Annotated in this window: 18 protein-coding genes; 9 read left to right on the top strand and 9 right to left on the bottom strand. The window is 49.8% G+C overall.

Features of this window, described 5'->3' with window-relative positions; all coding sequences use genetic code 11:
- Window positions 1–27: 27 nt before the first annotated feature.
- Window positions 28–930, bottom strand: coding sequence for an SAM hydrolase/SAM-dependent halogenase family protein (locus tag EFER_RS18460; protein ID WP_000751608.1), 903 nt, complete (start codon window positions 928–930; stop codon window positions 28–30).
- A gap of 82 nt (window positions 931–1,012) precedes the next feature.
- Window positions 1,013–1,777, bottom strand: coding sequence for a phosphodiester glycosidase family protein (locus tag EFER_RS18455; protein WP_000951153.1), 765 nt, complete (start codon window positions 1,775–1,777; stop codon window positions 1,013–1,015).
- A 161-nt stretch (window positions 1,778–1,938) separates the two neighbouring features.
- On the opposite strand from EFER_RS18455, the gene ysgD reads away from it, so the two are divergent.
- Both ysgD and corA read left to right on the top strand, forming a co-directional pair.
- Window positions 1,939–1,995: a protein YsgD gene (gene ysgD, locus EFER_RS24665; RefSeq protein WP_211180520.1), complete on the top strand. Its 57-nt coding sequence runs from the start codon at window positions 1,939–1,941 to the stop codon at window positions 1,993–1,995.
- Window positions 1,996–2,146: 151 nt separating this feature from the next.
- Window positions 2,147–3,097, top strand: a complete 951-nt coding sequence (corA, locus tag EFER_RS18445) for a magnesium/cobalt transporter CorA (protein ID WP_000947155.1) — start codon at window positions 2,147–2,149, stop codon at window positions 3,095–3,097.
- A 42-nt stretch (window positions 3,098–3,139) separates the two neighbouring features.
- On the opposite strand, the gene EFER_RS18440 is transcribed toward corA, so the two are convergent.
- The 4 genes from EFER_RS18440 to yigI form a co-directional block, all read right to left on the bottom strand.
- The gene (locus tag EFER_RS18440) at window positions 3,140–3,520 is read right to left on the bottom strand and encodes a DUF2628 domain-containing protein (RefSeq protein WP_000032591.1); all 381 of its coding nucleotides are present in this window, start codon (window positions 3,518–3,520) and stop codon (window positions 3,140–3,142) included.
- A gap of 13 nt (window positions 3,521–3,533) precedes the next feature.
- Window positions 3,534–3,914: a protein YigG gene (gene yigG / locus EFER_RS18435; RefSeq protein ID WP_024256555.1), complete on the bottom strand. Its 381-nt coding sequence runs from the start codon at window positions 3,912–3,914 to the stop codon at window positions 3,534–3,536.
- A gap of 95 nt (window positions 3,915–4,009) precedes the next feature.
- Window positions 4,010–4,900: an EamA family transporter RarD gene (gene rarD, locus EFER_RS18430; RefSeq protein WP_000351953.1), complete on the bottom strand. Its 891-nt coding sequence runs from the start codon at window positions 4,898–4,900 to the stop codon at window positions 4,010–4,012.
- A 51-nt stretch (window positions 4,901–4,951) separates the two neighbouring features.
- On the bottom strand, window positions 4,952–5,419 hold the full coding sequence (gene yigI / locus EFER_RS18425) for an acyl-CoA thioesterase YigI (protein WP_001353700.1): 468 nt from the start codon (window positions 5,417–5,419) through the stop codon (window positions 4,952–4,954).
- Between the two features lie 163 nt (window positions 5,420–5,582).
- Between yigI and pldA the strand changes: the two genes are divergently transcribed.
- The 4 genes from pldA (at window position 5,583) to rhtC (ending at window position 9,566) form a co-directional block, all read left to right on the top strand.
- Window positions 5,583–6,452, top strand: coding sequence for a phospholipase A (gene pldA / locus EFER_RS18420; protein WP_001259599.1), 870 nt, complete (start codon window positions 5,583–5,585; stop codon window positions 6,450–6,452).
- 48 nt (window positions 6,453–6,500) lie between these two features.
- Window positions 6,501–6,983, top strand: coding sequence for a WapI family immunity protein (locus EFER_RS18415; RefSeq protein ID WP_000631826.1), 483 nt, complete (start codon window positions 6,501–6,503; stop codon window positions 6,981–6,983).
- 69 nt (window positions 6,984–7,052) lie between these two features.
- Window positions 7,053–8,882 (top strand): ATP-dependent DNA helicase RecQ, encoded by a 1,830-nt coding sequence (recQ, locus tag EFER_RS18410; RefSeq protein ID WP_000035580.1) that lies wholly within the window; start codon window positions 7,053–7,055, stop codon window positions 8,880–8,882.
- Window positions 8,883–8,945: 63 nt separating this feature from the next.
- The gene (gene rhtC / locus EFER_RS18405) at window positions 8,946–9,566 is read left to right on the top strand and encodes a threonine export protein RhtC (RefSeq protein WP_000928830.1); all 621 of its coding nucleotides are present in this window, start codon (window positions 8,946–8,948) and stop codon (window positions 9,564–9,566) included.
- A 36-nt stretch (window positions 9,567–9,602) separates the two neighbouring features.
- On the opposite strand, the gene EFER_RS18400 is transcribed toward rhtC, so the two are convergent.
- Window positions 9,603–10,463 carry an Rpn family recombination-promoting nuclease/putative transposase gene (locus EFER_RS18400; RefSeq protein ID WP_000133650.1) on the bottom strand — a complete coding sequence of 287 codons (861 nt, stop codon included), beginning with the start codon at window positions 10,461–10,463 and terminating at the stop codon, window positions 9,603–9,605.
- 158 nt (window positions 10,464–10,621) lie between these two features.
- Complete coding sequence (gene rhtB / locus EFER_RS18395) at window positions 10,622–11,242, bottom strand: homoserine/homoserine lactone efflux protein (RefSeq protein WP_000171696.1); 621 nt, start codon at window positions 11,240–11,242, stop codon at window positions 10,622–10,624.
- Between the two features lie 110 nt (window positions 11,243–11,352).
- On the opposite strand from rhtB, the gene pldB reads away from it, so the two are divergent.
- The 3 genes from pldB to bioP all read left to right on the top strand — a co-directional run bounded on the left by pldB (window position 11,353) and on the right by bioP (window position 14,158).
- Entirely contained in the window at window positions 11,353–12,375 is a 1,023-nt protein-coding gene (pldB, locus tag EFER_RS18390; RefSeq protein ID WP_000487645.1) for a lysophospholipase L2, read from the top strand.
- Window positions 12,376–12,382: 7 nt separating this feature from the next.
- Complete coding sequence (yigL, locus tag EFER_RS18385; protein WP_000285353.1) at window positions 12,383–13,183, top strand: sugar/pyridoxal phosphate phosphatase YigL; 801 nt, start codon at window positions 12,383–12,385, stop codon at window positions 13,181–13,183.
- A gap of 75 nt (window positions 13,184–13,258) precedes the next feature.
- Window positions 13,259–14,158, top strand: a complete 900-nt coding sequence (bioP, locus tag EFER_RS18380; RefSeq protein ID WP_001196232.1) for a biotin transporter — start codon at window positions 13,259–13,261, stop codon at window positions 14,156–14,158.
- Here bioP and metR read toward each other — a convergent pair.
- The gene (gene metR / locus EFER_RS18375; RefSeq protein ID WP_000573619.1) at window positions 14,046–14,999 is read right to left on the bottom strand and encodes an HTH-type transcriptional regulator MetR; all 954 of its coding nucleotides are present in this window, start codon (window positions 14,997–14,999) and stop codon (window positions 14,046–14,048) included. The genes bioP and metR overlap by 113 nt on opposite strands.
- Window positions 15,000–15,085 lie beyond the last annotated feature (86 nt).

Raw genomic sequence — 15,085 nt, 5'->3', positions numbered from 1 at the left:
CGCCACACCGCATCCCGCATCAGCACCTTACTTAGCGCACTTCTTCACATCAATATTCCAGTCAGCACCAGACGCAACCTGATGTTTCTGCGCAAAATTATCCATATTCAGCGCCACGGAAACATTCAACAAGCTGTTCAGATACACCATCGGCTGGCCTTCCGGCACATCGCCGAAGCTTGCGACATACGGCATTTTCCCTTCGTATTTTTTCTGGGAACCTTCGGAAATGGTCACACACAACGTATCGTTGAGTTTGATCCCCGCCTGATTCAGCAACTCGTCGCTGATATTGCTCCAGACGTTGCCATACTGAATATCGAGAATCGGGATATTGCCCTTCACTTCACCTTTTGTTGCTTTTGCTTTCTGATAAGAAAGTTCGACAACTTTTGCAGGAAGCTCTGGCCCCACCTGTTCGAACGTGATCGCCCCGGAAGCCAGGCGTGCACCGGTGTAGGCATACACGTCACGACCGTGGAAGGTATATGACTTTTCAGAACCTTTCAGGCGGTTAGCTTTTTCATCGATTTCCCGGACGCTATCAATACCCAGAGTTTGTGCCACCAAAGTGAGCGTACCGTTATCGGGTGAAACGAAGTACTGACCGTTTTTGGTTTTTAGCACCACCGATTTACGGTCAGTGCCTACGCCCGGATCGACCACGCTAACAAACACCGAACCTTGCGGCCAGTAACTGGCAGTCTGATACAGGCGATAAGCGCCTTCCCAGATGTTATACGGTGGAATTTCGTGTGTTAAATCAAAGATTTTAAGATCATGGTCAACGCCGAATGCGACCCCTTTCATCGCCGAGACGGCACCATCTTTCAGGCTAAAATCAGTTTGTAAAATCAAAGCGTTATCCGCATAGGCGGATGATGATCCCAGACACGTTAATAAAAATAACGTTGCGAGCGTTTTTTTCATTTTTGTTTCCCTTCATTTATCTGATGATTTTCCAGCTGTGTAGCCAGTCCCAGTTTGTCTGGCCTCCTCGAGTGTACAATACTTAACCTTTCCGCTCGACGGAAATCATGGTGACAAAAGGATAGCGTTGCCACGGGATTGCCCCGCCTTTCATATACATATGTGAAATTGTGCCATCAAGATAAAGCAACTGCTCAACGTTCAGTTTCGCTTTGGCATAACAGGTAAAATCATAAAAATTTGTCGCCTGCTGGCTCAACAAAAACACGGCGTTCCCTTGTTTATTAATCCCAACACCGTTACGAATTTTGCGTGAGGCGACGTTGGGATGAATACGCGGATTAATGACGCCGTTTTCCATCAACATTGGCCCTGACTGCACCGCGAACTGAATCTCTTTACTGGTTTTAAAGGCATCCAGACGAACGATGCCGACTTTATCTCCCGCGACATAAAACACACCGCCAGGACGGATAAAGAAATTCCCTTCACCTGAAGCGAGATTTAACGCCACCTTCTGCTGACCGTTTTCGATGTACAAACCGAGCGGCGCATAGCTTTCATCATAGATGCCGCCGTTCATCGCCATCTGCACCTGACTCTGACTATTAATATCCGCCAGCAGCGCATGTAACGTTCCCCACGCTTCGCCATTGGCTTTTTGCCAGTACATTTTCACCCGCTCTGTTTGAGGATTAACGGTATACGCCTGTACGGTCAGCGCCGGATCTGAGAGTGCGCAATCATCAGCGGCAACAGCAAACAAGGGAAGTAAGGTGAGGGCGAGAAAAATCCGTTTTAGATTCAAGGTGATCATTCCTTTACCAATGAGTAGCCGATGCGCCATTATAGGTCCTGGATGTGGGATTTTTTTATCCTGTTAGCGACCTTGACGAGTACCAAAAAGCGCGAAGTTCAACTATTGTTCTGTGGTGTTCTGTTGCGTGTTGACGGCAAAATTTTGCTGGCGTAACATGCGCGCACGATCACTCTAAGAGGACATTCGCCTTGGACACACCCAGTAGATACTGGCTCACTATCCTGTCATCCAGGATCAACTCCTAAGGCTATCCCTTTTTGCTGATAGCCTTAGCGGTTGTCAGCGACCTCAATTTTTCCCGTCGCGCTGAGTCAGGCTGTTTAATGGTCTGAAACCCAATTTGTTTCTGTGTGCCCACCGAACTGTCCGATATTTTAAGCATTGGGAGTCCCGGTCATGCTGAGCGCATTTCAACTGGAAAATAACCGACTGACCCGGCTGGAAGTCGAAGAGTCACAACCCCTTGTAAATGCAGTATGGATTGATCTTGTCGAACCGGATGACGACGAGCGACTGCGCGTACAATCTGAACTTGGCCAGAGCCTGGCAACCCGCCCGGAACTGGAAGATATCGAAGCATCGGCACGTTTCTTTGAAGACGATGACGGCCTGCATATTCACTCCTTCTTCTTCTTTGAAGATGCGGAAGATCACGCCGGTAACTCCACTGTGGCATTTACCATCCGTGATGGTCGTCTGTTTACTCTGCGTGAGCGTGAACTGCCTGCATTCCGTCTGTATCGTATGCGCGCCCGTAGCCAGTCAATGGTGGACGGTAACGCCTACGAGCTGCTGTTGGATCTGTTCGAAACCAAAATCGAACAGCTGGCAGATGAAATTGAAAATATCTATAGCGACCTGGAGCAGTTGAGCCGGGTAATTATGGAAGGGCATCAGGGCGATGAGTACGACGAGGCGCTCTCCACACTGGCGGAGCTGGAAGATATCGGCTGGAAAGTTCGCCTGTGTCTGATGGATACCCAGCGTGCACTCAACTTCCTGGTGCGTAAAGCACGCTTACCGGGTGGGCAACTGGAGCAGGCGCGTGAAATCCTGCGAGATATCGAATCCCTGCTGCCGCATAACGAATCCCTGTTCCAGAAGGTGAACTTCCTGATGCAGGCGGCTATGGGCTTTATCAACATCGAGCAGAACCGCATCATCAAAATCTTCTCGGTGGTATCCGTCGTGTTCCTGCCGCCGACGCTGGTTGCTTCCAGCTATGGCATGAACTTTGAGTTTATGCCAGAGTTGAAGTGGAGTTTCGGCTACCCGGCAGCGATTATCTTTATGATCCTCGCAGGCCTGGCACCGTATCTGTACTTTAAACGGAAGAACTGGTTGTAAAAAACGAGAGTGGTGGTTTAGCCCGGCTAAGCCACCAGTTATTCAAAGGCTCCAGGTATTTAACCCTTTTACCTCTTTCTCATAAAACCATTTGTTCGTGTTAACAGCAACATAGGCTGCTACGGCAATTCCCAAAATGTTAACGCCAATTAGTGCACCAACAAATAGAGATAGAATGCCAAGTAATAGAACTATAATTGCTTTTTTCCATAAACCCAGAACAAATAGATAGATCCAGGAACAGAAGAAAGCAATGAAATTAATTTGAATAGTTAATCGTTGTCTTACTTTTAATGCTTTAAATGCTGCTTTATATTCTGGTGTTGCCCCCCAGAATCCAGGAAAGCCATGTTGATCATAAAAACTAAAGCGATATTTCCATTTTTCACTTAATGAACCATCGTTCATATATTCCTTACTCATAAATACTCCATAACTATTGTTTTGATGAATCAGTAGGTGCAAGCATTAGCATACTGAAAGTAGAAAAATAACAAATCAAAAAAATCATCGAACCATTGCCTGAACAATCAAAATGTTCGGCTATCATTGTGATGATAGAGATGATATATACTGCTAATGTACCAAAAACATAAGTTTTTATATATATGAAACCACTATCACGGAGTCGTTGGCAATTCATGTTGATGACGAGATAATGGAGTACGATAGTAGAGACTATAACAAGAAAGTCTGCTTCACCATCGTTAAAAAAGATAATAAGAAAGGCAAAAATGAAATTTGTTAAAATAAATGAAAATATATAACGGCGTCTGGAAATCTTACCGCTAGATGTTGGGATAAACATACGCAACATAAATTTTACATCCTTGTGTGAGTCTCCTGTCAGCATGACAATATGCCCACTCTCATGCAAGAGCAGGCATATTTTTTCAGAATATATTTATTTTTTTATTTGGACGTTCTACGCTGCGTATAAATCGCATCCATCACAAAAATTGCCAGCGCTACCCAAATAAAGGCGAAAGTCACCATCTTATCGGCTCCCGGTTTTTCACCATAAAACGTCACTGCCAACAGGAACATTAGCGTCGGCCCAATGTACTGGAAAAAGCCTAATGTTGAGAGTCGTAAGCGTGTAGCAGCTGCGGTAAAACACAACAGCGGTACGGTGGTGACAATACCGGCGGCGATCAGCAGCAAATTCAGCGACATCGGGTTTTGCCCCATATGGCTGGTTGAGCTGTCGGCAATAGCAAACAGATAAATCGCCGCCACGGGCAGCAGCCACATGGTTTCGATTAACATGCCGGTTTGCGCTTCAACGGCAATTTTCTTGCGTACCAGGCCGTAGAAGGCAAAACTAAACGCCAGCCCCAGCGCGATGATTGGCAGCGAACCAAAAGTCCAGAGCTGGACCAATACACCACATATCGCCAGAATCACAGCCAGCCATTGCATCCGGCGGAATCGCTCGCCGAGGAAAATCATCCCCAGCACAATGTTCACCAGTGGGTTAATAAAGTAACCAAGGCTCGCTTCCAGCATATGGTGATTGTTCACCGCCCAGATAAACAGTAGCCAGTTGCCACCAATCAGCACGGCAGAGACTGCCAGCATGAAGATTTTCTTTGGTGTCTGAATCAGCGTTTTTAAATAGGACCACTGGCGGCAAATGCTCATCAGCACCACCATAAAGAAAAACGACCAGATCACGCGATGTGTCAGGATCTCATCAGCGGGTACGTAATAAATCAGCTTGAAGTACGCGGGTGCAATACCCCAAATAAAATAAGCGGCAAGAGCGAGTAATACGCCCTGCCGCGTTTGTTTGATATCCATTGGAAAAGCTCATTTTTTATTGGTAAAAGCAGTTTACCTGCTTTTACGTTATCAACCTACCATATAGGTGGCGGTGGCACTGGCAATATAAAGCTGATCTTCATTGTGTAATTCAACGCGGGCGACGGCGACTTTATTGCCTGCACGCAACAGACTACTGGTAGCAGTAAAACGCTCGCCCCTGCCTGGGCGCAGATAATCGACGCGAAGATCAATGGTCCCCATCCGCGATAGCCGCTGGCGTAGTTCATCTTCACTGATGGTTTCGTGGCGGGTTAAGGTACTTCCCACGCACACCAGACCTGCGGCGACATCCAGCGCCGACGCAATAACCCCGCCGTGCAAAATGCTTTGCGCCCAGTTACCCACCATCATTGGCTGATTTTTAAAGGCCAGCTGTGCGAACTCTTTTTCGTAACGCTCCAGTTCCATCCCTAACGCACGGTTAAATGGCATGTGATAAACAAACATCTCACCCACTAATTTCAGGGCTTGTTCAGCGGTCAGTACGGCAGACATATCATCCTTACACTTCATTGGTTAATGAAATGTTGATTTTATGCTTCTTAATTGTGGTTTTCTACTTTAAGACGGGATAACTAACGTCCTTCAAGGTAAGTATGTAGAATAGCCCGCATAAAATATTCATATCTTCAATCATTCGTTACGGAGAACACGACCGATGCGGACTCTACTGGGCTGCTTGTTGCCTGTGTGTATGCTGCCGATGGTGGCAAATGCGCAAGAGGCAACAGTGAAAGAAGTGCATGATGCACCAGCGGTACGAGGCAGTGTTATCGCCAATATGTTGCAGGAGCATGACAATCCTTTCACGCTCTATCCTTATGACACTAACTACATCATCTACACCGATACCAGCGACCTGAATAAAGAAGCGATTAGCAGTTATAACTGGTCGGAAAATGCGCGTAAGGATGAAGTTAAGTTCCAGTTGAGCCTGGCGTTCCCTCTATGGCGTGGAATTTTAGGGCCAAACTCTGTATTAGGTGCGTCTTACACGCAGAAATCGTGGTGGCAGCTTTCTAACAGTAAAGAGTCTTCACCGTTTCGTGAAACCAACTACGAACCGCAATTGTTCCTCGGTTTTGCCACCGATTACCGCTTTGCTGGTTGGACGTTGCGCGATGTGGAGATGGGGTATAACCACGACTCTAACGGGCGTTCTGATCCCACTTCCCGTAGCTGGAACCGTATCTACACCCGCCTGATGGCAGAAAACGGCAACTGGCTGGTGGAAGTGAAGCCGTGGTATGTGGTGGGTAATACGGACGATAATCCGGACATCACCAAATATATGGGTTATTACCAGCTTAAAATCGGCTATCACCTCGGTGATGCGGTGTTGAGTGCGAAAGGACAGTACAACTGGAACACCGGTTACGGTGGTGCGGAGTTAGGCTTAAGTTACCCGATCACCAGGCATGTGCGCCTTTATACCCAGGTTTACAGCGGTTATGGCGAATCGCTCATCGACTATAACTTTAACCAGACCCGTGTGGGTGTGGGGGTTATGCTGAACGACCTGTTTTAATGCATGGTAGAGTGCCAGCACCTAATTTTTGTTTAAAAATCAAATGCTATGATTACGTTAAGCAATAGTGAGCTGGCCGTTACTTTGACACTGGATGTCGTCGGATATGAGTCTCCTGAGGCAAGCGATAACTGGCTTTTATTGAAGGTGAATCTGACTCAGGCTGATAAACGCTTCGACAGAATCGATCCGGCACTTGAGTGCATTGATATTAAGAGGATCCACGAATGGTTCTCTGCATTGTCTGAGCGCCGTTTACCCTCCAGTGTGCGGTTGTGGTTCACCGAACCATGTCTGGGACTTGAATGTTATGGGCACTGGGACGGGCGAGTCAGAATTGCCGTGAATCTTGCTTGTGAACTTCGCCCTCCATTTTTACTCCGGGCAAGAGATGCAGGACGCGACGAGTGGCTGGATGAAGAACTGGATGGTGAAGAATGGAGTGTCTGGTTCGATCTGACAGAGGATGATTTCTTCAACATTCTGGCAAAACTGGAATCTTACATCCAACATTATCCAGCCAGACGCTAAAAGCATTGCAGTTTCTCGCGCAGGCGCTGAAAATAGCGCCTGTTTTTATTTCAGGCAATCGGGGTTAATGTGGCGCAGGCGGAAGTGTTGAATCTGGAGTCCGGAGCTAAACAGGTTTTACAAGAAACCTTTGGCTACCAACAGTTTCGCCCCGGCCAGGAAGAGATTATCGACACCGTACTTTCCGGTCGCGATTGCCTGGTCGTCATGCCCACTGGTGGCGGAAAATCCCTTTGCTATCAAATTCCTGCCTTACTGCTAAACGGTCTTACCGTGGTTGTTTCACCACTGATTTCGTTGATGAAAGATCAGGTGGATCAGCTACAGGCCAACGGCGTGGCGGCGGCGTGCCTTAACTCGACGCAAACCCGCGAGCAGCAGCTTGAAGTAATGACAGGCTGCCGCACCGGGCAAATCCGCCTGCTGTATATCGCGCCGGAACGCCTGATGCTGGATAACTTTCTTGAGCATCTGGCGCACTGGAATCCGGTGTTATTAGCTGTTGATGAAGCGCACTGTATCTCCCAATGGGGGCACGATTTCCGCCCGGAATACGCCGCGCTCGGTCAGCTGCGTCAGCGTTTTCCTACTCTGCCGTTTATGGCGCTAACCGCCACCGCCGACGACACCACGCGGCAGGATATCGTGCGCCTGCTGGGGCTGAACGATCCGCTGATTCAAATTAGCAGTTTTGACCGTCCGAATATTCGCTACATGCTGATGGAGAAGTTCAAACCTCTCGATCAGTTGATGCGCTACGTGCAGGAACAACGCGGTAAGTCGGGGATTATTTACTGTAATAGTCGTGCGAAAGTAGAAGACACCGCCGCGCGTCTGCAAAGCAAGGGTATCAGCGCAGCGGCTTATCACGCCGGGCTTGAAAACGATGTCCGTGCGGACGTGCAGGAAAAATTCCAGCGTGATGACCTGCAAATTGTGGTGGCGACGGTAGCGTTCGGCATGGGCATCAACAAGCCTAACGTCCGCTTCGTGGTTCACTTTGATATTCCACGCAATATCGAATCCTATTATCAGGAAACCGGTCGCGCCGGGCGTGATGGCCTGCCCGCGGAAGCGATGCTGTTTTACGATCCGGCCGATATGGCGTGGCTGCGCCGTTGCCTGGAAGAGAAACCGCAGGGGCAGTTGCAGGATATCGAACGCCATAAACTCAATGCGATGGGCGCGTTTGCTGAGGCGCAAACCTGTCGTCGTCTGGTGCTGCTGAACTACTTTGGCGAAGGGCGGCAGGAGCCGTGCGGGAACTGCGATATCTGTCTCGATCCGCCGAAACAGTACGACGGTTCAACCGATGCGCAGATTGCGCTTTCCACCATTGGTCGTGTGAATCAGCGTTTTGGTATGGGCTATGTAGTGGAAGTGATTCGCGGCGCCAATAACCAGCGAATCCGCGACTATGGTCATGACAAACTGAAAGTCTATGGCATGGGCCGTGATAAAAGCCATGAACATTGGGTCAGCGTGATCCGCCAGCTGATTCATCTCGGCCTTGTGACGCAAAATATCGCCCAGCATTCGGCATTACAACTGACAGAAGCCGCACGGCCTGTGTTGCGCGGCGAATCCTCTTTACAACTTGCCGTGCCGCGTATTGTGGCGCTTAAACCGAAGGCGATGCAGAAATCGTTCGGCGGCAATTACGATCGCAAACTGTTCGCCAAATTACGCAAACTGCGTAAATCCATTGCTGATGAAAGTAATGTCCCGCCGTATGTGGTGTTTAACGACGCGACCTTGATTGAGATGGCGGAACAGATGCCAATCACCGCCAGCGAAATGCTCAGCGTTAACGGCGTTGGGATGCGCAAGCTGGAACGCTTTGGCAAACCGTTTATGGCGCTGATTCGTGCGCATGTCGATGGCGATGACGAAGAGTAGTCAGCAGCATAAAAAAGTGCCAGGATGAAGACTCCGTAAACGATTTCCCCGCGAGTCAATTGTATGTTGATGTTATTCCTCACCGTTGCCATGGTGCACATTGTGGCGCTTATGAGCCCCGGTCCCGATTTCTTCTTTGTTTCTCAGACCGCTGTCAGTCGTTCCCGTAAAGAGGCGATGATGGGCGTGCTGGGCATTACCTGCGGCGTAATGGTCTGGGCAGGTATCGCGCTGCTTGGCCTGCATTTGATTATCGAAAAAATGGCCTGGCTGCATACGCTGATTATGGTGGGCGGTGGTCTGTATCTCTGCTGGATGGGTTACCAGATGCTGCGTGGCGCGCTGAAAAAAGAGGCTGTTTCTGCGCCTGCGCCACAGGTCGAGCTGGCGAAAAGCGGGCGTAGTTTCCTGAAAGGCTTACTGACCAATCTCGCCAATCCGAAAGCGATTATCTACTTTGGTTCGGTATTCTCATTGTTTGTCGGCGATAACGTCGGCACCACCGAGCGCTGGGGCATTTTCGCGTTGATTATTGTCGAAACGCTGGCGTGGTTTACGGTGGTTGCCAGCCTGTTTGCTCTACCGCAAATGCGCCGTAGTTATCAGCGTCTGGCGAAGTGGATTGATGGTTTTGCCGGAGCGTTATTTGCCGGATTTGGCATTCATTTGATTATTTCGCGTTAAGCACTTCCCCCTGATACGCTATCAGGGGGAATAACATCAGGATTGCAATTGATAAAGGTCTTCCTGAGAAAGCCCGGTCATTTCCATAATCAACTGCAAATCAAAGCCACGCTGTAGCATTGCTTTTGCGACATTGAGAAGGGCATCGCGCCGAAGTTCTTCCGCTAAAGTCATCAGTTCCTCTCCTTGTTGAGGCACTCGTTGTGCCAGACCATGTACTAATGTTCGTACATCCTGTGCTTCACCTACCAGCGCCATGTAGTTTATCAACATGCGTATTTGCTGTCCGCTCATCTGCCCCAGAATCATTAAGCGGGATAACTTATCTAACAGCGTTGTCATATCCCGTTGACGGATATGCTTCTGTACCAGCGTAAAGGCGGCCATGCTGCGGTGTTGCATGATTTCGTCATCAGGAATTAGCGTAATATCAACCAGCGGAAAAGCATGGAAATAGAGATCGCGTGCAACGTCCGGATCCGGAAAACCATCGAGCCAGTTTGTTGACCATGGATATGGGCTACGCTTTCCCTGGTAAAAAAGAATGGGGATCACCAGAGGCAGATAATCATGTCCCGCTTCAAGATGCCGCTGCATGGTGGCAATAGCATAGCGAAGCATACGGAACGCCATATTTTCATCAGGTGAACTTTGATGCTCAATCAACACATAGATATATCCGCACCCTTTCGTCGTCTCTACTGAATAAAGTACGTCGTTGTAATACTGGCGCAGGTTTTCCTCTACGAAACTGCTGGACTCGAGATGGAGCGTATCAAGATTACAGAGTTTAACTAAAGAAGGCGGCAGATGAATTTCAATAAAGTCACGTGCCGTTTCTGGTCGGGATAAAAAAGCCTTAAAGATTGCGTCATGTGGTGTCGTTGCTTCCGTCATCTTTCATCATCCGTGGGTGAAATTTGGCGGCATTCTGGCACTAACAAAGAGAAGTAAATAGTAAATAAATTAATAGATTACGCATATTACGAGATGCCTCGAGCGCGGATGTAACAATCTCTCGAGGCACATTAATTTACGCGAGCTTTATTCCAGTTTTAAGCATGTCTCGCCGATGCCAACAGCGCTCCTACCAGCATAAACAGCGAGCCGAAAATCTTATTCAATGCCTTCATCTGTTTCGGCCCTTTTATCCATAACGCAATCCGTTGGGCGAGGGTGGCGTAACCGATCATCACAATAATATCGACCACAATGGTAGTGACGCCGAGCACGATATACTGCATCAGTTGTGGCTGCTGCGGCATGATGAATTGCGGAAAGAGCGCCGCCAGAAACACAATACTTTTGGGATTGGTGAGATTCACAAAAACCGCGCGCTGGAACAAATGTCGGCGCGATTGAGTAGAGGCCAGCGATTTAAGATCAATTGCGCCAGCAGCACGCCACTGCTGGATACCCAGCCAAATCAAATAAGCTGCTCCTGCCCACTTCAACACTTCAAACGCAATCACTGAGCGGGAGAATAGCGTACCCAACCCCACACCAACCAGCACAATATGAATCGCCAGTCCGGTCTGAAGCCCAGCAATAGACGCCATCGCACCACGATAACCGTGGTTGAGCGAGGTGGTCATGGTGTTGATTGCACCAGAGCCTGGCGACAGGCTTAAAATGATCGATGTCAGCAGGTAGGCAAACCACCATTCTAAGGTCATGATGAACTCCCGGTGTGTCTATTTTTGTGCCACAATACGCTACTGTCGAAGCGTTGTGTCAGGCACGCTTAAAAAAACGATTTTACGTGGTTTAAGAGGCAGATTACCCGATGTTTCAGCAGCAAAAAGACTGGGAAACAAGAGAAAACGCGTTTGCTGCTTTTACCATGGGACCGCTGACTGATTTCTGGCGTCAGCGTGATGAAGCAGAGTTTACTGGTGTAGATGACATTCCGGTGCGCTTTGTCCGTTTTCGCGCACAGCACCATGACCGGGTGATAGTCATCTGCCCGGGGCGTATTGAGAGCTACGTAAAATATGCGGAACTGGCCTACGACCTGTTCCATTTGGGGTTTGATGTCTTAATCATCGACCATCGCGGGCAGGGACGTTCCGGTCGCCTGTTAGCCGATCCGCATCTTGGGCATGTTAATCGCTTTAATGATTATGTTGATGATCTGGCGGCATTCTGGCAACAGGAGGTCCAGCCCGGTCCGTGGCGTCAGCGCTATATACTGGCACATTCGATGGGCGGTGCGATCTCCACGTTATTTCTGCAACGCCATCCAGGTGTATGTGACGCCATTGCGCTAACTGCACCAATGTTTGGGATTGTGATTCGTATGCCGTCATTTATGGCGCGGCAGATCCTTAACTGGGCCGAAGCACATCCACGTTTCCGTGATGGCTATGCAATAGGCACCGGGCGCTGGCGCGCGTTGCCGTTTGCTATCAACGTACTGACCCACAGCAGACAGCGATATCGACGTAACTTACGCTTCTATGCTGATGACCCAACGATTCGCGTCGGTGGGCCGACCTACCATTGGGTACGCGAAAGTATTCTGGCTGGCGAACAGGTGTTAGCCGGAGCGGGTGATGACGCCACGCCAACGCTTCTCTTACAGGCTGAAGAGGAACGCGTGGTGGATAACCGCATGCACGACCGTTTTTGTGAACTCCGCACCGCTGCGGGCCATCCTGTCGAAGGGGGACGACCGCTGGTAATTAAAGGTGCGTACCATGAGATCCTTTTTGAAAAGGACGCAATGCGCTCAGTCGCGCTCCACGCCATTGTTGATTTTTTCAACAGGCATAACTCACCCAGCGGAAACCGCTCTACAGAGGTTTAAATTTCTTATGTACCAGGTTGTTGCGTCTGATTTAGATGGCACGTTACTTTCTCCCGACCATACGTTATCCCCTTACGCCAAAGAAACTCTGAAGCTGCTCACCGCGCGCGGCATTAACTTTGTGTTTGCGACCGGTCGCCATCACGTTGATGTGGGGCAAATTCGCGATAATCTGGAGATTAAGTCTTACATGATTACCTCCAATGGCGCGCGTGTTCACGATCTGGATGGCAATCTGATTTTTGCTCATAACCTGGATCGCGACATTGCCAGCGACCTGTTTGGCGTGGTCAACGACAACCCGGACATCATTACTAACGTTTATCGCGACGACGAATGGTTTATGAATCGCCACCGCCCGGAAGAGATGCGCTTTTTTAAAGAGGCGGTGTTCAAATATGCGCTGTATGAGCCAGGATTACTGGAGCCGGAAGGCGTCAGCAAAGTGTTCTTCACCTGTGATTCTCATGAGCAACTGCTGCCGCTGGAGCAGGCAATCAACGCTCGTTGGGGCGATCGCGTCAACGTCAGCTTCTCTACCCTAACTTGTCTGGAAGTGATGGCGGGTGGCGTTTCAAAAGGCCATGCCCTGGAAGCGGTGGCGAAGAAACTGGGCTACAGTCTGAAAGATTGTATTGCCTTTGGTGACGGGATGAACGACGCCGAAATGCTATCGATGGCAGGTAAAGGCTGCATTATGGGCAGTGCGCACCAGCGTCTGAAAGATCTGCATCCGGAGCTGGAAGTGATTGGTACTAACGCCGAAGATGCGGTGCCGCATTATCTGCGTAAGCTCTATTTATCGTAATCGTTCTTTATTTAGTCAGTTGTCAACCTGATACTTCGCTACAATGGATACCCGATAAACAAAGAGACATCCATTGTGGCGCTACTTATCATCACCACGATTCTGTGGGCCTTCTCCTTTAGCTTTTATGGCGAGTACCTTGCGGGGCACGTCGATAGCTATTTTGCAGTGCTGGTGCGCGTTGGCCTGGCGGCACTGGTTTTTCTGCCGTTTCTGCGTACCCGTGGCAATAGCCTGAAAACGGTCGGCCTGTATATGCTGGTGGGCGCGATGCAGCTTGGCGTGATGTATATGCTGAGTTTTCGCGCCTATCTCTACCTGACGGTCTCCGAACTGTTGCTGTTCACCGTACTGACTCCGCTCTACATCACGCTGATTTATGACATCATGAGTAAGCGCCGTCTGCGCTGGGGCTATGCTTTTAGCGCCTTGTTGGCGGTGATTGGTGCCGGGATTATTCGCTATGATCAGGTCACCGACCACTTCTGGACCGGCCTGTTGCTGGTGCAACTCTCCAATATCACTTTTGCCATCGGCATGGTGGGCTACAAACGCCTGATGGAAACTCGCCCGATGCCGCAGCATAACGCCTTTGCGTGGTTCTATCTTGGCGCGTTCCTGGTGGCGGTGATTGCATGGTTCTTGCTGGGAAATGCGCAGAAAATGCCGCAAACCATGCTGCAATGGGGCATTCTGGTGTTTCTTGGCGTGGTGGCTTCCGGTATTGGCTACTTTATGTGGAACTACGGCGCGACTCAGGTGGACGCCGGAACGCTGGGCATTATGAATAATATGCACGTTCCGGCAGGGCTGCTGGTTAACCTGGCTATCTGGCACCAACAGCCGCACTGGCCAACGTTTATTACAGGCGCGATGGTGATCCTGGCCTCACTGTGGGTACATCGTAAGTGGGTCGCTCCGCGCTCTTCACAAACGGCAGATGATCGCAGGCGTGATTGCGCGCTGAGCGAATAAACGCTTCTGTAATCGGCTGACGCTGCTCGCCATCGCGCACGGCGGCGTACAGTCGGCTCCACAATCCTTCGCCCAGGGTTTTGGTTACGACCAGACCCTGGCGCTCAAAACTCTCCACCACCCAGTGCGGCAGGGCGGCAATACCCATCCGCGCGGCAACCATCTGAATCAACAACAAGGTGTTATCGACGCTTTTCAGCGACGGGCTAACGCCTGCTGGCTGAAGAAAATGGCGCCAGACATCCAGTCGGCTACGCTGCACCGGATAAATCAACAGCGTTTCGCTGGCGAGGTCTTCCGGCGTGATTCGCGTTTTCGCCGCCAGTGGATGGTCAGGTGCTAACACCAGACGCACTTCATAATCGAACATCGGCGAATAATGCAGGCCACTGCGCGGCAGAATATCGGAGGTCATCACCAGATCCAGCTCGCCCTGCTGCAATGCAGGCTGCGGGTCAAACGTTACGCCTGATTTAAAATCCATCTCCACCTGCGGCCAGTTCTTATGGAAATTTTCTAACGCGGGCGTCAGCCACTGAATACAGCTATGGCATTCAATAGCAATGCGCAGGCGCGTCTGCTGCGGTTCATTGCAGGCTTGCAGTGCCTGGCTGATTTGCGGCAGCACCTGATTCGCCAGTTGCAACAGGATTTCTCCCTGCGGTGTAAACCGAAGCGGCTGGCTTTTACGCACAAATAGCCGGAAGCCAAGGCGTTGTTCCAGATCGCTAAACTGGTGAGACAGGGCGGATTGCGTTTGATGCAACGTCGCCGCAGCGGCTGCGAGTGAGCCGCAGTTCCGCAACGCTTGTAGCGTTTTCAGGTGTTTTACTTCGATCATGAAAGTCCTTCACTTCGGCATGAATAATTTGCGCTTGAGGAATATACAGTAACCGCCAATTATGGATGTGTAAACATCTGGACGGC

This window comes from Escherichia fergusonii ATCC 35469 (assembly GCF_000026225.1).
Taxonomy (GTDB): domain Bacteria; phylum Pseudomonadota; class Gammaproteobacteria; order Enterobacterales; family Enterobacteriaceae; genus Escherichia; species Escherichia fergusonii.
The sequence above is the reverse complement of the archived record's forward strand: the minus strand, read 5'-3'. Positions and strand labels throughout refer to the sequence as shown.